The 21,151-nt window shown below is 46.7% G+C and carries 22 protein-coding genes, 1 tRNA gene and 1 pseudogene; 10 read left to right on the forward strand and 14 right to left on the reverse strand.

Going from position 1 to position 21,151, the window contains the following annotated elements; genetic code table 11:
• Positions 1-226: 226 nt before the first annotated feature.
• From EEX84_RS07730 to EEX84_RS07765, 8 genes are all read right to left on the reverse strand, one after another.
• Entirely contained in the window at positions 227-1,336 is a 1,110-nt protein-coding gene (locus EEX84_RS07730; protein ID WP_123165044.1) for an acyltransferase family protein, read from the reverse strand.
• 28 nt (positions 1,337-1,364) lie between these two features.
• A complete protein-coding gene (locus EEX84_RS07735) occupies positions 1,365-2,078 on the reverse strand; it encodes a glycerophosphodiester phosphodiesterase (protein WP_123165045.1) in 714 nt (237 codons plus the stop codon).
• 14 nt (positions 2,079-2,092) lie between these two features.
• On the reverse strand, positions 2,093-2,917 hold the full coding sequence (locus tag EEX84_RS07740) for a carbohydrate ABC transporter permease (protein ID WP_123165046.1): 825 nt from the start codon (positions 2,915-2,917) through the stop codon (positions 2,093-2,095).
• Between the two features lie 202 nt (positions 2,918-3,119).
• Positions 3,120-4,049, reverse strand: a complete 930-nt coding sequence (locus tag EEX84_RS07745) for a carbohydrate ABC transporter permease (protein WP_240033941.1) — start codon at positions 4,047-4,049, stop codon at positions 3,120-3,122.
• Positions 4,036-5,115 (reverse strand): ABC transporter ATP-binding protein, encoded by a 1,080-nt coding sequence (locus EEX84_RS07750; protein ID WP_123165047.1) that lies wholly within the window; start codon positions 5,113-5,115, stop codon positions 4,036-4,038. The genes EEX84_RS07745 and EEX84_RS07750 overlap by 14 nt, the downstream gene beginning before the upstream one ends.
• Positions 5,108-5,956 carry an HAD family hydrolase gene (locus tag EEX84_RS07755; RefSeq protein WP_123165048.1) on the reverse strand — a complete coding sequence of 283 codons (849 nt, stop codon included), beginning with the start codon at positions 5,954-5,956 and terminating at the stop codon, positions 5,108-5,110. Before EEX84_RS07755 ends, EEX84_RS07750 begins: the two co-directional genes overlap by 8 nt.
• Before the next feature lie 65 nt (positions 5,957-6,021).
• Positions 6,022-7,323 carry an ABC transporter substrate-binding protein gene (locus tag EEX84_RS07760; RefSeq protein WP_123165049.1) on the reverse strand — a complete coding sequence of 434 codons (1,302 nt, stop codon included), beginning with the start codon at positions 7,321-7,323 and terminating at the stop codon, positions 6,022-6,024.
• A 187-nt stretch (positions 7,324-7,510) separates the two neighbouring features.
• Entirely contained in the window at positions 7,511-8,125 is a 615-nt protein-coding gene (locus EEX84_RS07765; RefSeq protein ID WP_123165050.1) for a glycerol-3-phosphate responsive antiterminator, read from the reverse strand.
• 142 nt (positions 8,126-8,267) lie between these two features.
• Between EEX84_RS07765 and EEX84_RS07770 the strand changes: the two genes are divergently transcribed.
• The gene (locus tag EEX84_RS07770; RefSeq protein WP_123165051.1) at positions 8,268-9,134 is read left to right on the forward strand and encodes a metallophosphoesterase family protein; all 867 of its coding nucleotides are present in this window, start codon (positions 8,268-8,270) and stop codon (positions 9,132-9,134) included.
• A gap of 74 nt (positions 9,135-9,208) precedes the next feature.
• Here the strand turns inward: EEX84_RS07770 and selA are convergent, their stop codons facing one another.
• From selA to selB, 3 genes and pseudogenes are all read right to left on the reverse strand, one after another.
• Positions 9,209-10,639 carry an L-seryl-tRNA(Sec) selenium transferase gene (selA, locus tag EEX84_RS07775; protein WP_123165052.1) on the reverse strand — a complete coding sequence of 477 codons (1,431 nt, stop codon included), beginning with the start codon at positions 10,637-10,639 and terminating at the stop codon, positions 9,209-9,211.
• 36 nt (positions 10,640-10,675) lie between these two features.
• Positions 10,676-10,864: pseudogene (locus tag EEX84_RS16765) on the reverse strand (Rdx family protein); the annotation flags it as partial.
• A gap of 47 nt (positions 10,865-10,911) precedes the next feature.
• Positions 10,912-12,822 (reverse strand): selenocysteine-specific translation elongation factor, encoded by a 1,911-nt coding sequence (gene selB, locus EEX84_RS07785; protein ID WP_123165053.1) that lies wholly within the window; start codon positions 12,820-12,822, stop codon positions 10,912-10,914.
• 168 nt (positions 12,823-12,990) lie between these two features.
• Here selB and EEX84_RS16505 point away from each other — a divergent pair.
• The 7 genes from EEX84_RS16505 to EEX84_RS07815 all read left to right on the forward strand — a co-directional run bounded on the left by EEX84_RS16505 (position 12,991) and on the right by EEX84_RS07815 (position 18,594).
• Positions 12,991-13,087, forward strand: a tRNA-Sec gene (locus tag EEX84_RS16505).
• Positions 13,088-13,315: 228 nt separating this feature from the next.
• Positions 13,316-14,308 (forward strand): glycosyltransferase, encoded by a 993-nt coding sequence (locus tag EEX84_RS07790; protein ID WP_192892932.1) that lies wholly within the window; start codon positions 13,316-13,318, stop codon positions 14,306-14,308.
• 58 nt (positions 14,309-14,366) lie between these two features.
• Positions 14,367-15,416, forward strand: coding sequence for a selenide, water dikinase SelD (gene selD, locus EEX84_RS07795; protein WP_123165054.1), 1,050 nt, complete (start codon positions 14,367-14,369; stop codon positions 15,414-15,416).
• Between the two features lie 74 nt (positions 15,417-15,490).
• Positions 15,491-16,393 (forward strand): phosphate/phosphite/phosphonate ABC transporter substrate-binding protein, encoded by a 903-nt coding sequence (phnD, locus tag EEX84_RS07800; RefSeq protein ID WP_123165055.1) that lies wholly within the window; start codon positions 15,491-15,493, stop codon positions 16,391-16,393.
• An 11-nt stretch (positions 16,394-16,404) separates the two neighbouring features.
• On the forward strand, positions 16,405-17,160 hold the full coding sequence (phnE, locus tag EEX84_RS07805) for a phosphonate ABC transporter, permease protein PhnE (protein ID WP_123165155.1): 756 nt from the start codon (positions 16,405-16,407) through the stop codon (positions 17,158-17,160).
• A gap of 12 nt (positions 17,161-17,172) precedes the next feature.
• Positions 17,173-17,943: a phosphonate ABC transporter ATP-binding protein gene (phnC, locus tag EEX84_RS07810; RefSeq protein WP_123165056.1), complete on the forward strand. Its 771-nt coding sequence runs from the start codon at positions 17,173-17,175 to the stop codon at positions 17,941-17,943.
• Positions 17,944-18,003: 60 nt separating this feature from the next.
• A complete protein-coding gene (locus tag EEX84_RS07815; RefSeq protein WP_123165057.1) occupies positions 18,004-18,594 on the forward strand; it encodes a polysaccharide deacetylase family protein in 591 nt (196 codons plus the stop codon).
• Positions 18,595-18,817: 223 nt separating this feature from the next.
• Here the strand turns inward: EEX84_RS07815 and EEX84_RS07820 are convergent, their stop codons facing one another.
• The 3 genes from EEX84_RS07820 to EEX84_RS07830 form a co-directional block, all read right to left on the reverse strand.
• A complete protein-coding gene (locus tag EEX84_RS07820) occupies positions 18,818-19,021 on the reverse strand; it encodes a thioredoxin family protein (RefSeq protein ID WP_123165058.1) in 204 nt (67 codons plus the stop codon).
• 293 nt (positions 19,022-19,314) lie between these two features.
• Positions 19,315-19,497, reverse strand: coding sequence for a DUF3934 domain-containing protein (locus tag EEX84_RS07825; protein ID WP_123165059.1), 183 nt, complete (start codon positions 19,495-19,497; stop codon positions 19,315-19,317).
• A 76-nt stretch (positions 19,498-19,573) separates the two neighbouring features.
• Complete coding sequence (locus EEX84_RS07830) at positions 19,574-20,467, reverse strand: DMT family transporter (RefSeq protein ID WP_123165060.1); 894 nt, start codon at positions 20,465-20,467, stop codon at positions 19,574-19,576.
• Between the two features lie 163 nt (positions 20,468-20,630).
• Between EEX84_RS07830 and EEX84_RS07835 the strand changes: the two genes are divergently transcribed.
• Complete coding sequence (locus tag EEX84_RS07835; RefSeq protein WP_123165061.1) at positions 20,631-20,831, forward strand: hypothetical protein; 201 nt, start codon at positions 20,631-20,633, stop codon at positions 20,829-20,831.
• A complete protein-coding gene (locus EEX84_RS07840; RefSeq protein ID WP_123165062.1) occupies positions 20,832-21,101 on the forward strand; it encodes an OsmC family protein in 270 nt (89 codons plus the stop codon).
• The last annotated feature ends 50 nt before the right edge of the window (positions 21,102-21,151 follow it).

Genomic DNA, 21,151 nt, shown 5'->3' on the forward strand with positions numbered 1-21,151 from the left:
TATTCATTATTGTATAGACTATACATTATTGAATAATCTAATTACAAGCTTTTTTTGATTTAATTCAAATATACAAGTGAATCCAACGATACCAACTACTAATGGAAAATTCCTTTCTTGAAAAGGCTTACATAAATTTCATGGTATTTTTATGTATTGATCTCTTTAAACCTGCTGAAAACCAACAAAAAAAGACTGCCTGTAACAGACAGTCCTTACTGTTTCTTTAAAAAATATTTTTCTGCCCCGACCAGCTGTGGGAGTGAAACGTTTTTCTGTTCCGCGGGAGTTTCAGTAAAAAAGGGACAGCCGCCTTTCCCTCTATAAGCGGTTTTGTAAAAAAGACAACAAAATTGGAACTTGTGAAGAAGACAATGGCCAACCAGATTACCGGCACAGCAAGTAAAAATCGAGTTTCCGCTTCCTGAGGGAAAATCTCCAATTGATAAAAGATCTTGATAAAGAATAGGTGAAGGATATAGATATAAGCTGTTCTCATGCCGAGAGGAGTGAAAATCAGTTTCTTTTTTGGCACCCACGGCAAGAAGGCAAATATGCCGAGAATCATGATGAAATAGAAGACAAGCCTCAACCAAGTTCCTTCCAGCGCAGAGTCTGCAATTTCAGCATAGGGATGCCTCGCCAAAAGAGCGTTGCGGGCTTCTTCCAAAGAAAAGACGGACAACATCAGCAAACTGCCCACCAGGCTCAAAACACCCAGCATTTTGGCTTTTCCCGTCTTGAACCATTCCAGCTGATCTTTCCTCACATAGTGGCCGACCAAAAACAGCGGGAAAAAGACAAAGGTTCTGGAAATGCTTAGAAATTCTCCTGCCTGATCAACCCACCCGATTCCCAGCGCAATGAGAACAGCAGTAAAAATCGGGTGCTTCAATTTGGCAAAAGGAAAGAGAAGCAGGTTCCAAGTGAATAAGCTCAGCAAAAACCACATGCCAAAAGTTGGCGCAAACAAATTGCCCAAAACTTCCGGCAAGCTTCCGGCGAGCCCTTCCATCCATAGGTAAAAAATTTGAAACATAAGATAAGGTATGAAAATATTTACTGAAATCTGTTTCAAAAACTTGCCTTTGTCCTGATGGAACCGCTTGGTGAAATATCCGGTAATCAGAATCAGCGCCGGCATCCGGAAAGAAGCAAGGAAATTATTGGCGAAAAACAGGATGTCGCTTCCCTCACGAACCGGGCTGACCAAATGGCCCAGAACAACCAACGCCACCAAAATAAACCGTGCGTTATCAAAAAAAGGATCTCTTTTCTTTATTTTTGTACTCCGATGACTGGACGTCAGCAAACCAGCTGGTTTTCGATTTTTCACGAAATATTCCCATCCGTTCTGACGACTATTAAACCCACAGCCGCTCCGGGTGGTTCGTCGTCAAAGCGATGGCTCCATCGAGTTCAAGAACTCTTTCTGCTTCCGCTTTTTGATCGACTGTCCAGACCACAATTCCAATTCCATTGCTGTTCAGGCTGGCCACCATTTCCTGGTCCACAAAATGATGATTCATCGATACCGCAGAAGCTCCGATTTCATTTACCTGATCGATCAGCAGCAGTGGTGAACCCGATATCACCAGCGTCCGTTTTACAATCGGACTGAATTTCATGCAGGCCAGCAGGCTTTTATGGTCAAAAGAAATAAGACTGCATTGTGCTTCCACACCAAATTTTCGGATCAGCTCAATTACTCTTTCCTCCAGCCCCTCATACATACCGGCTGCTTGTTTCAATTCGATTAAGAGCTTTTTCCTGCCACCTGTCAGCGCCAGCACTTCCTCCAGCAGTGGCACCTTTTCGCCCGTAAAAGCCGGCTTGAACCAGCTTCCCGCATCAAGTGCTTTGATGTCGGCTGCTGTCATGTCTTTCACATAGCCTGAACCATCAGTGGTCCGATCCACTTTGTAATCGTGGATGACGACAGGAATTCCATCTCTTGTCAGGTGTACATCGATTTCAATGCAATCGATGTTCGGTTCTTCCAACGCCAGTTTGATGGCGCTCAATGTATTTTCGGGGGCTTTTCCTGACCATCCCCGGTGAGCGATCAGCTCTCTCATAAATTTTCTCCTCCTTATTTCACTCCTGTATAAACAAAAGCCCGAATGATATGTCGCTGGGCGAAAAAGAAAATAATTAAAATCGGCACCACCAGGAGCAGGTTCCCTGCCATGATGGTATTCCACGCAGCTCCTCCTTCAACCTGGCGGAGCATCGCAATGCCGAGCGGCAACGTGCGGGCATTATCCGTGGTCGTCATGACCAACGGCCAGAAATAATCGTTCCAGTGTGCGATGAAACTGAATAACGCAAGTGTGATCAGGACCGGCTTGGCCAGAGGCAGCATGATTTTGCGGATAATCTGCCATTCAGTGGCGTCGTCCAGACGGGCAGCCTCGAGCAACTCTTCCGGAACTTGCATAAATGACTGGCGCAACAGGAAAATCCCGAATGCACTTGTAGCAAAAGGAAGAATCAGTCCCCAAATAGAATCAAGAAGTCCCCACGAACTCAAGTTCAGGTAGACCGGCAAAAAGATCAGCTGGCTCGGGATCATTAAGCAAATCATCGTCAGCGCGAAGAAAAAGTTCTTTAATGGAAATTGATAACGCGCAAATGCATAGGCAGCCGGAATGATTGTGGCAAATTGCAGGATCAGGATAAACAATGTCACAATCACGCTGTTGAAGAAATACTTCAGAAAAGGGCCTGAATTCCATGCTTGGGCAAAATTTGCCCATTGCAGGCTTTCCGGAATCCAGACCGGCGGAAACGTCAAGGTTTCGCCGAGCGTTTTGAAAGCGGTGCTTGCCATCCAAACGAATGGCATTGCGAAAATGATGAACAGCAGGACCAGTCCCAGTCCGTTGATCACTTTTAAAATCAATGGAGTTTTCATTTTTTTCCCCTCACTTCTCTATCCCGCTTTAACGGGCAGTAAGACTCCCACTTGTACAAGTGGGAGATCCACTGACCGTAAAAGTCCGATTGGATCGGGGCGACAGGATGTCGGTCACATAGGCGTTGCCGCAGGATGCGGCGCCCCTAGCCTATGTTCTGCTTTTCCTCAGCGGGGATACCCCACTGAGTGAAGTTTCTCTTTATCTGTAATGCACTTTCTTGCTCAATACTTTGAAGTAGATGACCGTCAGAACACTCAATATCACCAGAAGAATCACGCCGGCAGCGGAAGCATAGCCGATTTTGAAAAACTGGAAACCATATTGATAAATATAGTAAACAAATGTGTTCGTGGAATTGATCGGACCACCCTCTGTCATCAAATTGATGGTTTCAAATACCTGAAACGAATTGATGATGCCGATGATGGTCAGGAAAAACAGTGTCGGTGACAGCATCGGAACGGTGATTCGCAAAAACCTTCTCCATGGCGGTGTATGATCGAGCTCCGCAGCTTCATACAAGTCTTTCGGGATGCTTTGCAGTCCTGCGATAAAAACCAGCGTATTAAAGCCGATTCCTTTCCAAACCGCCACCATGATCAAAGAAGTCAACGCATAGTCCGGACTTGTCAGCCATGGAATAGATTCAATGCCGATCAGGTTCAGCGCCCAGTTCAACAAGCCATAATCCGCATCCATGATCCACATCCAGAGCATGGAAACAGAAACCAGAGAAGTGATGTGCGGGCTGAAAATCGACGCCTGCAAAAATGAATAGATGGCGCCTCCCCGGTTCAGCCAAAGCGCCAACAGCAGGGAAATGCCAATCGTCAGGAAAACAGTAAAAAATGTATAAATGAATGAATTGACGATGACTTCCCTGAATTCCAGGTTGCTCAAGAGGTAAGTGAAATTCGCTGTCCCGATAAATTCTTTTGTCGGGCTGACAAAATTCCAGTCATGGAAACTCAAATAGACCATATAGCCGATCGGATAGATGAAGAACAGGCAGAAAACGAGTATGGCGGGGGAAATCATGGCGTAAGGCCGCAGCCTGGTCCAGGAAACCAGGCTTTGCGAGGTTGATCTTCTTTCTCCCATGCCCATCGAATCTTTAACCAATGCCATTTAATACTGCCTCCTTTTTCATCGATAAATCCAATTCCGGCTTGGCTATTTTATCGGCACCAAAAGGATAGAACTTTTCCAAAGGAATCGAAACGAAACAACAGCCGTCCTTGGCTACTGGAGCGGAAAAACTTCTGATATTCATGACACCGATGCGGTTCTTTACTTTGTAAATTGTTTCTGCCCCTAAAGTTTCAAGCGTCAAAATCTCGCTTTCCAACTCGATGGTATGCGGTATAGAAGCAGCCGTTCTGGAAACGCTGGCATGTTCCGGACGGAATCCTATATAACGCACGCCTTCCGGTACCGGCTCCACGATTCCTTCATAGGCCGTCCGGTCAAAGACGTTCATCGGCGGCTGCCCGATAAATTCCGCAGCGAACAAATTTCTCGGATTCTGATAGACGTCGATCGGTGCTGCTTTCTGCTGCACCATACCTTTGTTCAGAATAATGATTTCATCACCCATCGACATGGCTTCGACCTGATCATGCGTGACATAGACAAATGTGGTTCCCAATTTTTTATGCAACTGAATCAGTTCTGTGCGCATCTGTGTACGCAGTTTCGCATCAAGGTTGGACAAAGGTTCATCCAGGATAAAAACTTTCGGCTTCTTGACCATGGCCCGCGCCAAGGCGACCCGTTGCCGCTGACCTCCCGACAGCTTATCCGGTTTTTTGTTCAAATGATCACTTAACCCGACGATTTCGGCGATTTCCTCCACCAGTTGCCGTCTTTCTTTTTTCGGTATTTTACGGTTCGCTAAACCAAACTCGATATTGCCTTTCACGGTCATGGTGGGATACAGTGCGTAGTTCTGGAATACCATCGCAATATCCCGTTTGCTCGGAGCCAAGTCGTTGACGAGTTTGTCATCAATCCAGATGTCCCCTTCCGTCTGTTTCTCAAAGCCGGCAAGCATCCGCAAAATCGTCGATTTCCCGCAACCTGAAGGTCCGACCAGCACGGTGAACGAACCATCCTTGATGGTCAATGAAATATTTTTAACAACACGGTCTTCATTGAAAGTTTTTGAGATATTGTCAAGTCTGATTTCAGCCATATGATTCTTCCTTTCCGTTTGCAATCACCGCTTTACCGTTCAGTTGCTCAACTAAACCGACCAATTCGTCAACAGTCTCGACTGAAACCGACCAATTTGTCGTGTCCTGATGTTCGTACTGGCTGATCAGACAAGTATGTCCGCCCGACTTATGGATGGGGTACAAATCATTCCACGGATTATCGCCGATGGACAATATTTCGTACGGCTGATAGCCTTCCGCCAGGAATTTATCCATCAAATTCTGAATGCCTCCCGGCTTTTTTCCATCTATATATATTTCGTCAAAGACATCTCCGAGTTCGAGAAAATCCACAAACTCCTGTCCAGTAGGCAGTGGTGAGTTGGTCATCAAAATGGTCCGGTGTCCGGTGAGTTTTTTGATCTCCTCAAACAAATCGGTCCGTTTGGCGATGCAATATGCTTCCGTCAGCATTTCCTTCCGGACGTTAGTGAAGGCCCTTCTCACTGTTCCCGCCGCTATGTTCTTTTTGACAGCCATCAATTCAACAATCCCCCACGGATCCCCGATATAAGACAGTGGATTTTCTTCACTGTGGACCATCTCCGTTTCAATTCCGTCCCAGTCATAGGAAACGGACGGCTTCAGGTTTTGATGGCTGTAAAAAGCCAGCTGCTCCCGATCATACAGAAACCCCAGTCTGATTTGTTTCTTGCCTTCGAGAATATCGTATGCCTTATCCACCGTTTCCTGGATTTCAGTTTCCGGAAATCCGCCTTCCATCATCTTTTGGATGTAACGCTCCATAAATGTGTAGTCCTGATACAGTGTTCCGTCCATATCAAAAATCACGATGCTGATATCTTTTAACCAATGCATCCAAATTCCTCCTCATTCATTTAAAAGGAAGCACTGTTTCAGCACTTCCTCTTTTGTTTAAATCCTTATTTAAGCAGTGCGTCGGCTTTTTCAGCCGCTGCATTCAAGACATCTTCGGTCGGAATACTTTCGTCCAAGGCGCCGCGTGTCATTTCATCGACCAGGATTTTTGCGATTTCCGGATATTCCTCAGCCATTGGGCGTGCATTTCCGTTTTGAAGCTGATCAACCGCTACTTTGAATTGCGGTTTTTCTTCATATAGCGCCTGCATTTCCTCAGATTCCGCGGCAGATACACGGCTGGGCAGGTAGCCTGTAAATTCAGAAGCATAAACTGTTTGTTCGGTAGCTGTCATGAATTTGATGAATTCCCATGCCGCCTGCTGTTTTTCTTCTTCCAAACCGCTGGTCATTACCAGATTGGCTCCACCGGTCGGAACTTTTGCTTCTTTTCCACTTGGCATGAAGTATGTGTTCAATTCAAACCCCTGTTCTTCAGCAAGCTGCAGCAGGTAAGACAAATCAGCAGTGGAAGCAAAATGCATGCCTGCATGGCCATTGACAAAGTCCTGTCTCGCTTTTTCTCCCGCTTCAGTGCCGGAATTCAATTTCAGTGTTCCTTCTTTCGACATGTTTCTCCATAAATCGTAAGCCGCCGCGCCTTCTTCGCTGTTGAACGTCACTTCCGTGCTGTCTTCGTTCATCGTAGAGCCACCTGCCTGAGCGATGAATGCTTCATAGAACCAGATATCAATCGCCATCGACATGCCCACTCGCCCTTCCTCATTTGTGAAAGCTTCTGCGTATTCCTGGAATTCCTCCCAGTTCTGTGGCCCTGCCAAATCAAGCCCCACTTCTTCCGCCATCGTCGTATTCATGTAAAGGATCGGTGTACTTCTTAAATAAGGCAATCCATATAATTTATCGTCAACGTATGAATTTCCCATCAATCCTGGGTTAAAGTCATCCATGTTGATTTCCTGATCGCCTTCAACGAAAGAAGTCAAATCCTGTGTCATGCCGGATTTTGCGAAAGTGCCGATCGAAGCAATTTCGTTCTGTGTCACTTCCGGTGCATTGCCGGCAGCGAATGCCGCTTGTGTCTTGGCATGAAGTTCATCGTATGATCCTTGGAATTCTGCTGTCACGTGAATCTTGTCCTGCGATTCGTTGAACTGCTTGACGAGATTTTCGTTGTTTTCTCCGATTTTATCGCCCCAGGCGTACCAGTAAGTCAATTCAATTTTTTCGTCTGACGCTTCCACGGAATTTGCTGCTGCACTTCCTTCTTCTTCTCCTGAACCGCTGCATGCCGCCAATACGAAAAGTGCTACTGTCATCATCAATAAAAAGCTGAGTTTTTTCATTTCCCTGCCTCCGTTTTCTTTTTTAAAGTTGGTAAATGACTGAAAGACAAAACAAAAAGACCTCAAATAAACTCTCCACAACTGCGGAGTTATTTGAGGTCTCTCTTAATGCACCCGGTCATCTATCTACTTTTCACTGTTGATTGTACCACTCACTTGTTAATACTGTGTGTACGGGATGTAAAAATCATCTTAATAATTCAGCATTCGAAAAATCCCTTGCCCACAGTGACTCGTTGGATGTACTGACAGCCAGCGCTCCCGCTTCAAGTGAAGCTTCTACATGGTCTGAAGTCGATAGCAGCCCTCCTGTAATAATCGGGATATCCAACAGTACCGAATAGGAACGGATGACTTCGTGCAGTGTAGAAGGCATGATTTCGATCATATCCGGCTCGTTTTTTTGTTTATTGTCCAAGACATTGTGGTAAACCTCCGAATCAATCATGAATACCCGCTGAACAACAAACAAATTACGTTCCCTTGCTTTTTTGATAAGCGCCGGCTTTGTCGTGACTATGCCGAACGGCTTGACGTAATTGGCGATGAAATCCAAACCTTCATTGTTCAACAGCAGCCCGCCGATTTTCTCTGCGTGAATCAGTACAGGAATGTCTTCATTCTGAAACACGTCGACAAAGCGTTTGACGTTCATAATGGAACCCGCAAGTAAAAACACTGCCGCAATCCTGTCTTTATTGGCCAATGCCTTTTCGATTCCTTTCGGGCTTTTTACCGCCGCGATTTTTTTGTGCTGCTGCAGGCGGCGGAACACCTCTTCTTTATTCCAACGATTTCTCATTTGCATGCCTCCTCTTTACTGTTTCTGCTTCTATTATAAATTTTCTGGCGCGCCGGAACGGGAGATTTACAAACCTTAACAAGTTCTTAAAAGCAGCTTAGCAATATTCTGCAATACTGAGGTTGTTAAATGGAGAAAGGGGATGGAGAGAATCATGAAAATTGCAGTAATCGGCGACTTGCACTATCCGGCATTAGAAGAGGAATATGGATTTATCGAAGAGAATCGAAAAGCGTTCTATGAAACTTTCCTGGAGCGTTTTTTCTCAGTTCCGGCGGATTTGTACGTATCTATAGGTGATTTGACGAACTTCGGTTGGAAAGAGGAATTGGAAGAAGTTTATGCGCTGATCAACCAGCACCAAAAACCATTTCTCCACGTACTCGGCAACCATGACGTTTACGGGCAGACGCGTGAGGAAGTTCTCAACATCACGGGACAGCAGCGTTTTCATTCCATTACAACAGAATCGGCAGTGCTGGCGTTTATCAACACCGCCAAAGAACAGGATTTCGAAGATTGGGGTGGGACACTTGATCCACAGCAGCTTGATTGGCTCGAAGGTGCCATCGAACAAAGCGGGGATTTGCCGCTCATCATGTTTGCCCATCACCCCGTTTATGACACAACGGCCAATTCCGAAAAAGAAAAATTGAGTATCCATCCCGATGTCCCGGTGTGGGAAATTTTAAGCAAAAAAGAAGGCGCCGGCTTGTATGTAAATGGCCATAACCACACCAATTCCATTGCAGCAAGAGACCAGTGGAACTTCCTGCAGCTCGCAGCCGTACTTGATGAACAGGCTGTACGCACGATTGAAGTATCCGAATCACATATTTCCGTTGATTCCATCGAGCTGGACGATCCTGAACTGCGTAAACACGCACAGGTGATCGGCAATGCCATCAACCATTTTCAATTGAAATCGCAGCCTCTCGGAACTGACGGTGACACGAAACTTCTTATTCCCCTTCCCAAACGAGCCGTGTCTTCTGCCGAGAACGTTTAAAGATAGTCAAAGATGACTGAAACCCCCGTACTTGGTAAAATACGGGGGTTTCGTTTACTGTCAGCGCTATTCAGTTATTGAAATTGATTTCCTTCTTCATGCTGGTCGATTGCTGCAAATCCCTGTATCAGCAGCTCGAGTTCTTCCTTTTCTATTGTCCGAAAATCAATGTACACACACTCGTCTTGAATTCTTGTGATAATGGCTGGTTTCCCACTTCGCAGTTCTGCCGCAAGTTCCTGTGCGGACAGCCTGTTATGAGTAACGGCAACGATGTAAGTCACCAATTCCACTCCCGGCATCGTCCCTCCGCCAATCTGTGACGTGCTTTCCTGTAATTTCGTCTGGTAAGAAGACGTTTGATCCTGCAGAAGGGAGATGAAGTGCTGCGCCTGTTGCTTGATCTCTTCCGGCGGACGTGTGACATCCCTGATTGTTGGCAGCTCTTTTGTCTCTTCTTCACCAGCTACATACACTTTCAGCGTTTCTTCCAAAGCGGCAAGTGTCATTTTATCAATCCTCAACACCCTCGCCAATTGGTGCTTCTTCAGCCGGCTGATCAGTTCTTTTTTGCCGGCAATAATTCCTGCCTGGGGGCCGCCCAATAATTTATCTCCGCTGAAAGAGACCAGATCCACACCTGACTCGATCACTTCTTTGACGACCGGCTCATCACCGATGCCATGCTGTTTAAAATCGTAAAACGCGCCGCTTCCCAAGTCCTCATAAAACACTAACTGTTCATGCTTGTTTTTCAATTCTGCAAGGATTGCAGTTTCCACAGTTTCTGTGAAACCATACATGGCGAAATTGCTCGTATGAACTTTCATGATCATCGCTGTTTCATCGTTTATCGCGTTTTCGTAATCAAACAGATGGGTTTTATTTGTCGTGCCCACTTCAATCAGGCGGGCTCCGCTTTCTTCCATGATGGAAGAGATGCGGAATGATCCGCCGATTTCCACCAGCTGGCCTCTTGAGACGATGACTCCCCGGTTTCGGGCCAAAGCACTTAATACAAGAAAAACTGCCGCAGCGTTATTGTTGACGACCATCGCCGCTTCTGCGCCCGTTGCCTCTTTCAGCAAATCTTCGATGATGTCATGACGTGAGCCACGCGTCCCTTCGGAAATCCGGTACTCCAAATTGGAATAATTACGAGCCACTCTTGTAACATGTTCAACAGCCTTGTCACTCAGCCGGGAACGGCCCAGGTTGGTATGCAGTACGGTTCCTGTGCCGTTGATCACACGCACAAGGCGATCCCCTTGCCAATCCGCCGCTCTTTTTTCAGCATTGGCGAAAATCAGCTCCGCCATGTCGGGAACAGCTTGCCCCTCAAACGGTTCGCCTTTCAGCAGCTGCTCGCGCAATGCCTGAATTTCCTGTTGGACAAATTTCGTCAATTGGGCGTTGGACAGCTGATGAGCCTGTATAAGCTGGTCGAATCGCTGGTCTTTCTGCAATTCATGAACGGGCGGCAGCTGGCGCAAATAGTTTTTCATCCTCTGAATCCTCCATGTCCTGGTCTGTCGGTGACTCTAACTCAGTTTGTCCATTGCCGAAACGATTTGCCCGACTGATGGGTAACGGCCTGTTTCGAGCTTGGAATAGACCTTATTATCGTTTACCGTGATTTCAAACGCTCCTCCTGAACTTGGAACCAGTTCCAGTGAAGAAATGTCTGAACGGAAATGATTGAATAGCTGTTCCGCAAAACTTGCGGCTTTGGGTGCATAGTTTCATTGCATACAAAATTCGATTGTCAGTCGATAACTCATGATGGTTGGCCCTCCTTTGTCCATTGCCGTTTCTCTTCCTGCCGGATGGTGATGTTCTGCTGATCCAGCAATTCCAAAAACGGAATCAGGTATTTTCTTGATATATTCAGCGCTTCTTTTGCTTCTTTCAAGTCAAAACTTTCCCCGGTATTCTGTCGCAGCTGGGCAACTGCCGCTTGAAATGCCTGGCGATGGATGAGCATGTCGTCCGTCAATCGCTCTGCCTGTTTGGTCTCCAGCAGATAAACAGGCAGTTCAGAGATATACGCTTTCGGTACAGGAGTGCCGGCGACGTATTCGTCCCATTTCTTTACTGCCAGCCCGTCTTCTTTCAAAGCTGTCACCATCTCTTCCATCCGGGCACGCCATTTTTTCGGCAGGTGCGGCTCAAAAACAGCCAGCGCCACATATTGCCGGTCTTTCTTCAACTCCCCTTTTCCGGTCAACCGGTTCAAGGTGTATTCAATGAAAGGTTTTGGATAAGCGGTGCTGAGTGATTGAACAAGTTCGGCTTTGCCCATGCCGGCCCTTAACGAAAACTCTTCATGATAAGCTGAGAGCATTTGGAGCATTTCATTTTCCAATTTCGCTATGGTCTTAGCTGCACTATAGCCTTGCCCTGGAATTTCAAGAATGGTGCCTGCAGCTGTTCCTTCTTCTATGACATTCTGCAATGCCTCTTCTATCAGAGAGGTATCCTGCAGTAGTTGCTGAAAACTCAGCACGGGTTGTTTCGATAATGCGTCTGCCACCAAATCTTCCGGTGTTCCTTCCATTTTGCTGCGCAGCATGCTGATGGTTTCTTCACCAAACCGGTATTTCCCTGCTTTCGGCTCAATGACCCAGCCACCACCCAGTGTTTCTACAGGTGTCGGGCGCCTTAAGATGAAACGGTCGCCCCGCCGGACCACAATTTCTTCGTCCAGTCGGATTTGGCACAGCACTTCGTCGTTTGTTTGGGCCAATTCATTGCGGTCAAAAAAGACGATTTTTCCCATCACTTCAGAAGTGCCGACATGGATTTTCACCGGTGACCGCTGTTTTAGCGGTGTGAACGTTTCATTTACCACTTTTAAAACGATATCCACCGTATCCGTTACCAGGAAATGGTCAGAAGCCACCAGCACATCGCCCCGGCTTATTTGTTCCTTATTTACTCCCCCCAAATTGATCGCAGCTCTTTGGCCTGCCCGTGCCTGCTGTTGTTCTTCATGATGGACCTGGATTTGACGGACTTTGGCTTTCAGTCCTTTTGGCAGCACTGTCAGCTGGCTCCCTTTTTCAGCTTTGCCTTCGTAAACCGTCCCTCTGACGATGGTTCCCTGACCTTGCACAGTAAAGACCTGATCAATCGGCAAGCGGAACGAACCAAAAGAATCACGAAACGTCACTTTTTCCAGTTCGGCGAAAATAGTCTCTTTCAACTTCTCGATACCCGTTCCGGATAAACTGTCAACATAGACATAAGGAGCGTCTTGAAAACGGGTCTTTTCCAGGCGTTCCCGGACATCTTCTGTGACGATTTCCAGTATTTCCTCATCAGCCCGGTCAATCTTGGTGATGGCAACAATGCAATGCTCTATGCCCAGAAAGCGCAGGATTTCAATATGCTCTTCTGTCTGCGGCATGACGCCTTCGTCTGCTGCGATAACCAGCACCACTAAATCGATGCCGGCTACTCCTGCGATCATTTGCCGGATAAACCGTTCGTGCCCGGGGACATCAACGATGGAAACATGCGTACCGTTTGCTGCCTGCAGCGGCGCATAGCCGGCTTCGATTGAAATATTCCGTTCTTTTTCTTCCTTTAACCGGTCGGTATCCACATTTGTCAGTGCTTTGGTCAATGCTGTTTTGCCATGGTCAATATGACCGGCCATGCCAATTGTGTAATATTTGTCGCCCATTTTTTTCACACACTTTCCATGTTGATAGGATACTTTAACTTTAAGCTTACGGTGCCGGTGTTTCAAGCTTGATGATTGCTTGGAGTTCGGCAGTGGGATTATTCGATTTTCAAGCACCTTTGTTGCGCTTCTTTTTTTTTCGTTATAAACTAATACAGGCTTGAATATGGGGTTGGATGGGTGACTGGTGTCCTCCTGGGTCTTCAAAACCCTGAGGGGCCTGCGTGCCAGGCTCGGTGGGTTCGATTCCCACACAATCCCGCCAATAAAGAAAAGCGGAAGTGCCTGTCCAGCTCTGAAAGGCATAAGGGAGACCAGCGAAGTGGCGCTCTTTGCCACACAGCTGGGTTGACTTATGTCCCGAAGAGCTAGGCACTGGAGACTAGACATAGAAAAGTAGACAAGGCCGTTCAATTGGAACGGCCTTGTTTATTGCTTATACTACTAAAATCAGCAAAACACTTCTGGAAAATGACAAAAAAGGAGTGACAACATGAAGATTTTATTGGCTTCGCCCAATTTCCCACAACCGCGCGGCAATACGGTGACTGTCAAAAGGATCGCGGCAGGCCTGGAAAAGCTGGGCGTCGAAACGGAGATTATTTCTACGACCGGGGATATTGCGCAGCCGCTTCCCCCAGCAGATGTGGTGCATGGTTTCCACGCTTATCATTTTTATAAATTTCTACAGAAGCTGGAACAAAAACCGCCGCTTTATACCTTGTCTTTGACGGGGACCGACTTGAATCAGGATTTGTTCAAGCCGGAAAGACGCAGCGATGTTCTCACTTGTCTGAAAGACGCGCAAGCGGTTCACGTGTTTGATGAAAAAGCAAAAGACACACTGACCGAAGAAGCTCCGGAACTTGGAGGAAAAGTCCATGTCATTCCCCAAGGAAACAGCTGGTTCCCACCATCTGAAGCTCCGGTTGACAAAGAACCTCACACCTTTTTGTTTTTACTGCCCGCGGGAATCCGCAAAGTGAAGAATATACCGGCGGCCATTTCCATGCTGGAAGAACTTCGTGCCAGCCATCCCGAACTCCGCCTATGGCTTGTGGGCCCGGTGCTGGAGGAAGAAGAAGGAAAAGCTGTGCTCGAAATGGTGGAAGACCGCCGTGAATGGATCTCTTATCTTGGACAATTACCCCACGAAAAGATGGGGTCCTTATATAAAAAAGCGGATGTGGTGTTGAACACTTCCCAATCCGAAGGGCAGCCTGCAGCCATTTTAGAAGCCATGGGATACGGCGTCGCTGTACTCGCTTCTAACATCCAGGGCAACAGAAGCATCATTTCCAATGAGAAAACTGGGTTTTTGTATAAAAATCGAAACGAATTCCTTGATTATGCCGGGAAGCTCATGAATAATAACTTAGTAAAGCAAACTATTGGGCGAAGTGCCAAACAGTACATCGATGAATTTCATTCAAGCGATGACGAAGCAAAAGCTTTCCTTCGTATGTACCAAAGTGTGTTGGATTAAGCACGTCGCCCATAAGGGTTTTTATAATGATGAATTTCATTTTAAAGGAGTGAGTTAAATGGCTGAAAAAGAAAACGTTCGCTTAACAACTTTATCAACCAAAGGTGGTTGAGGATGCAAAATTGGTCCTGATGACCTGGCGCAGGTTCTGCGTCATTTACCGAAAAATGTAGAAGATCCCAATCTGCTTGTTGGCCTGGAAACAGCCGATGATGCAGGAGTTTACAAAATCAATGAAGAAACGGCATTGGTCCAGACATTGGACTTCTTTACACCGATTGTCGATGATCCGTATATGTTTGGACAAATCGGTGCTGCCAACGCGCTAAGCGACGTTTATGCGATGGGCGGCAAGCCGCTGACTGTCATGAATATCGTTGCTTTCCCGATTAATACATTGGACAAAAGCATTTTGGCTGATATTTTGGCGGGCGCTGCCGATAAAGTGAAGGAATCGGGGGCTACACTCGTTGGAGGACATTCCATCGACGATCAGGAGCCTAAATTTGGTCTTTCCGTAACAGGAACCATCCATCCTGACCGCATTCGTTCCAACGCGGGGGCAAAACCCGGAGACCGGCTCATTTTAACGAAACCGATTGGTGTCGGTATTTTAACGACAGCCATTAAGCAAGGGATTTTGGACAAGGAAGACTTGGACGAAGTCATGAATGTCATGGCGACACTGAACAAAACAGCTGCCGAAGTGATGGAGAACTACCCAGTCAACGCCTGCACCGATGTGACCGGCTTTGGACTTCTCGGTCATGCGATGGAAATTGCAAAAGGCGGCGATGTCGGTATTACGGTATCGAGCAAGGACGTTCCTGTCCTGTCGAAAGCAAAAGAACTGGCGGAACAGAACGTCATTCCTGGCGGTACACGGAAAAATCACCAGTGGCTTGCTGAAGATATTGATTATGCCGGAAGCGTCAATGAAATCGATCAGTTGATCCTTTGCGACGCAGTAACTTCCGGCGGACTGCTCATTTCGGTGCCGGAAGCAGAAGCTGATGCTTTGCAGCGTGAACTGACAGAGAATCATGTACAGTCTGCTGTCATTGGGGAAGTCACCGGCGACAATGCCGGACGAATTACAGTCATTTAACAACAAGGACTCTTCTGGAGTCCTTGTTTTACAGTTTGAATAAAACTAAGCGAAACGAAAAAGAGGTGCTTACATTGAAGAAGTGGAATATTTTGGCTTTCTTGATTTTCCTGACAGCAATTCTGTCAGCATGCGGAAACTCTGAAGATGACAGTTCAAGTCCTGAAACCGGTGAACAACAGGACGCCTTTACGATCGGAGTCATCCCCGCTCAAACAGAAGGTGAAATGGAAGGCGCAATGGAAAAGCTTCAGTCTATTTTAAGTGAAGAGTTGAATCGCGAGGTAGAGATTGAAGTTTATCCCGATTATAACGGTGTAGTGGAATCGATGAACTATAATCAGATCGATATGGCTTATCTTGGTCCGTTGACTTTTGTGATTGCTGAACAAAACAGCAATGCACAAGCGATTGTGACACAGCTCGTGGACGGAGAACCTTTCTATCATTCCTATATCATTACGCACCAGGACAATCCTTGGACGTCTATTGAAGAGTTGCTCAGCAATGCGGAAGAAGTCGATTTTGCCTTTGGCGACCCCAATTCAACTTCCGGCTCGCTGATTCCTTCCATTGAATTGCAGGATCGGGGAGTTTATGAATCAGAGCAGGAGCATCAATTCAATTCCGTGCGTTTTACCGGTTCCCATGATGCCACGGCTTTATCGGTCCAAAACAAGCAAGTGGATGCAGGAGCGATTGACAGCGCGATTTACAACCAATTGGTCGAATCTGGTAAAATAGATGAAGAACAATTGAAAATCATTTGGCAATCAGAGCCTTTGTTCCAATATCCTTGGGCGGTTCTTGAAAGCACCGATCCGGAAACCGTCGAGACGTTACGTGAAGCGTTCCTGGCAATAGATGACCCGGAAATTCTGAATGCGTTTGGAGCCAGTGGTTTTACAGAAGCGACAAACGAAGATTATGAAAGCATCAAACAAGCGGCGATAAAGCAAGGAATTATTGAAGAATAGAGTTGATCAGCTTGTGGTTTAAAAAAAGCAATATCATAACAGTGTTGATACTCTTTGTGCTGGTGTATTTCAGCATGCGGCTGACCGAATTCGATTTGGCGAAATTCAGGGATTTCCGTAATATGATCGATTTTTTGTCGCAATGGTGGCCGATGGACTTTTCAAAACTGCCGGGTATGATGGAAGATACCTTTGAAACATTGGCGATGGCTTTTCTGGGCAGCGTTTTCGGTCTGCTGATTGCACTGCCTATCAGTTTTATTGCGGCGCGCAATACAGCGCCGTCGAAAATCCTGTTCCATGTTTCCAGAGTGGTGCTGAGTTTTGTCCGTTCGGTTCCTGAAATCGTCTTCGGACTGATTTTGTTGACGACGCTCGGCCTTGGCCCGTTTCCCGCTGTCATCGCCATCATGTTCCACAATGTCGGTGTCTTTGGCAAACTGGTATCGGAATTAATCGAAGCTGCAGATCCAGGCCCTCAGGAAGCCATGCGGGCGGTAGGAGCGAAAAAGTGGCTGGCCAACCTTTTCAGTATCCTTCCTCAAATCTGGCCAAATGTTCTGTCCCAGTTTTTCTACCGTTTTGAAGTCGCCATCCGGACTTCTCTGATTTTAGGGTTTATTGGCGGCGGCGGCATTGGCCAGCGTTTGTTCAACGATTTCAAGACGTTTCAATACTCAGCTGTTTCGCTGGACGTCCTGATTATTATGATAATGGTTATTGTCATCGACTTTTTGGCCAGCTTTATACGCAATCGAGTTATTTAAAGGAGTGGCTGTATGATACAAGTGGAAAACCTGACTGTGCATTACCCCGACACCAAGGTCGAAGCACTTACGAATATAAGCCTGTCTTTGAATAAAGGCGATTTCGTATGTGTGCTGGGAAAAAGCGGTGCTGGAAAATCGACGTTTATCCGCACCATCAACGGACTGCAGAAGCCAACGGGTGGAGAAATTTACTTTGACGGCCAGCCGATCTCTCTGTTGAAGGAAGAGCAATTGAGGAAAGTCAGACGCCAAACCGGCATGATTTTTCAGCATTTCAGCCTGGTACCGCGACTGACGGTCATGCAAAACGTGCTGACCGGCATGTTCGGCTACCGGTCGTCATTCAAAAACCTGATTGGCTGGTTCACGAAAGAAGAATTGGATCTTGCGAAACGTGTCATTTCCGAAGTCGGCCTCTCTGATATGGCCACGCGCAAAGTTGAAAGATTGAGCGGTGGCCAAAAGCAGCGCGTCGGAATTGCGCGGGCATTGGCACAGCAGCCGAAAGTTCTGCTCGGTGATGAACCTGTCGCAAGCCTGGATCCCGGAACTTCCAACCGGATTTTTACGCTGTTGACAGAAATGCACAATCGCCTGGACTTGCTGACGATCATCAATGTCCATGACATTGAACTGGCTAAACGCTATGCCACACGGATTGTCGCGTTGAAAGACGGCAAACTGATTTTTGACGGAGCTCCTGAAGACTTCAAAGACGCGGAATATGAGGAGACGTATGAATCCATTCGTCAAGATTCTTTCTTCGGAGCTGGAATCTGAAATGACAAGGAGATGCTTTCGATGATCAAAAGTCCATGAGTAGTTGACCAAACAAGGGTCGTGTACGACTCTACAAACCCTGACATTGTAACCTCCATCGGACCATCGGAAGAAAAATCAGTCGTTCTTACTTTTGACGATGGTCCAAGCAAGTTGCTGCCCCGTTTTCTGGATGTGCTGCAGCAACACGGAGTGCCTGCGGTATTTTTTTGGGAAACGCGTCTGCTGCATCCGGACCGGCCCTGGAAAAGAGTGCTGGAAGAAGGGCATCAGCTTGGCACACATGCGACAAAACACGTCAATCTGACAAAATTGACGCATGAGCAACAGTACAACGAGTTGAAAAACAGCCAGCAGCGGATTGAAACCATCACCGGAGCGACCGTTAAATTATTCCGTCCCCCATTCGGCCAGTTCAATGATGATACACTTCAAGCTGCAAAGCGCTTGGGAATGACAACAGTCATGTGGAAAGTGGCACCGATTGATTGGGAATTGAAAGAAAGTCCGGAGCAAATTGTGGCTAATACAGTGAGTCATCTGGAAGATGGCGCCATCATTCTGCTCCACGAGATCCGGCCTACCTTGGGTATACTGCCGCAGCTAATTGAAGCCATCCGGGAAAAAGGCTATACATTCAAGCTTTTGTAGTCCATGGCTTGGATGTTGCCGGTCCAGGACAAGACTTATGCGCGTTCATTTGGATTTTTGCTCGTTCGTGTGGACTTATTTGCGTTCAAAATTTTTTATGCGCGCTTAAAGAATTTTATGCACGGTTAAGGGCTCTCTATGCGCGTTCCCCAATTTATGAAAAATGAAGCAATAAAAAAGGTGTTCCCGAAGCGAATAGACGCTTTCGGGAACACCTTTTTACTTAGGATCGGGCAAACTCTTCCACTTGCTCTTCGGGAATAAAGCCGACCGAACGATTGGCTTCCTGCCCATCTTTCAACAGCACCATCGTCGGGATGCTTTGCACACCGAACTGCTTCACCAGGTCAGGTGCCTGGTCAACATCGACATAATAAAAATCGACTGAATCAAGTTGTTCAGCTACGTTTGAGACCACCGGCCCCAAGAAACGGCAGCTTGGTCACCAATCCGCTCCGAATTCAAGAACAAACGGTTTTTCCGTATTTTCCAAACGCTTGGCATACTGTTGTGCATTCATGTTTTCCGCCATTTTTACCCCTCCTTGTCTTTTTGCTGACTCTTTCAGTTTACAGCTTCCGCCTTTTCGCATCAATTTCCCTGTTTTTATTTCCCGGGAAATAGTGTATTAACGTTCGTTGTTTTTCTTTCTCTTCTTTACGTCCATAAAAAATCCCCGTCCTTTAAAAGGACCGGGGAGATTTTTGTAAAACTTATGTTTTATCCGTCAACCCATTCGGATTGCGTGTTTTTGTTGTCTTTTGGTGTTTCTGCTTTCTTTGTGCGTTTGCTGGTGTATGGTTTGGCACTTTTTGCTTTGTTGGCACCGGCTTTCCAGCGGTTCCAGCCTTTTTTGCCGGTTCCTCTTCCCACACCGCTTTTTGCTTTCGCTTTTTTCGTCATGTCTTCACTCCATTACTGCTGCTTATTACAAGCTAGATGAAGTACAGCTTATCACAGACCCCTACTGAAAGAAAGTTTAACGGACAGCGCGTTCAGCCACCGTTTGGTGCACATCTTTTTCCGGCCAGTTCACCAGAAAAATGCCTGTGAAAATCAGCGCCCCTCCCAGTAACAGGGACCAGCCGAGTTGTTCATCCAGCAACAGCCAACCCGAGATGACACCAAAGAAAGGCGCTAAAAACAGAAAGGCACTGACTTTGCCCGGGTTTCCTTTCTGCAGAAGGAAAAACCAAATGGCAAACTGAACGATGGAAGCGGGAATGGCCAGCCATAAAATGACGAATATCGACGTTGGATTCATAACCAGCTCCGTGTTTTCCAGGAAAACACTTCCGATCAGCAACAGTATTCCCCCGCACAGCATCTGGTAAGCAGTAAGGACCCATGTATCAAATCGCTGCCCCCATTGCTTGATCAGCAGTGTGCCGACTGCCCAGCAAATGGCGCTGGCAAATCCAAAAAAAGTGCCAATTTCCATTTGCAGCTGGCCTCCCATCGTGATGAACACTCCTGTAAATCCGGCAATCACTCCACCCCATTGAACTGTGCGGTATCGAATACCGATGAGCAGAGTACCAAAGATGACAACGAGAAGTGGGTTTGTAAACGTTAAGATCGCTGACTCTCCCGCTGTGATTGTCCGCAAACTGAGAAAGATCGCACCCATGACGCCAGCCGTTTGAATGGTTCCTATTACAGCTATCCGCAGCCAGTCAGTCGCCCTTTCAGGATGCGGCCGTTTGAACAACAGCACAAAAACGACCATGATCAGGCCAGCGCATGTAAAACGGATGCCCACAAGCAGTAATGGAGATATATATTCCAAGCCAATTTTTCCAACAGCAAAAGAAGAACCCATTAAACTGGTTGTCAGGATAACCAGTAGCGCAAATACAAATTTATTGTTCAAGATGGCATTCTCCTTTGCATTTATCTCCTTCTTCATACTTCATTGTACAATAAATTCTGACTTTTTCACCTCTGTATTCCATCTGCTTGTTCGCTGTATGCCTTCTGAATCGTTTGCAGTTGAAACAATTTCCCTTTATTCTTAGGAAAAGGTGGTGATAAAAGTGAGCGAACCCATTGAGTTAACCGAAATTACCATTATTCAAAAGGATACGGCCAACAAAATCCGTGAAGCTTACATCAACGGATTTGAAGACCCTGTGATGTATGGTGTCCATGGCGGAGTCCGGGAGTTTTATGGCACCGATACGGAAATTCAGTACCCTTCGACACTTGACCACATTGTTGCAGCTGCTGGCGGTTGACTGGTCGGCACATTATCAGGCGCGCTGGAAGCGCGTAAAATTCCGACTTCACCAGATAAAGTGCAAGCTAAAGTGCAGGGTACCATTGAAGCACCTGAAGGCGTGTTAAAAGTTACAAAAATCAGCTGCCATTACCAATTGAAAGTGCCTGACGGCAAGCAAGCTGCTGCAGAACGCGCCCTGGCTGTATTTGAGCAGGGATGTCCAGTGGCCCAAACGCTTAAAGGAGCCATCGAATTCGACCATACGTGGGAAATCAAAACATACTAACACAATGCTTTGCCTTATTTTTCATCACAAAAGACCCGCCTCAAAACGAA

The organism is Planococcus salinus (genome assembly GCF_003719725.1).
GTDB classification, from domain to species: domain Bacteria; phylum Bacillota; class Bacilli; order Bacillales_A; family Planococcaceae; genus Planococcus; species Planococcus salinus.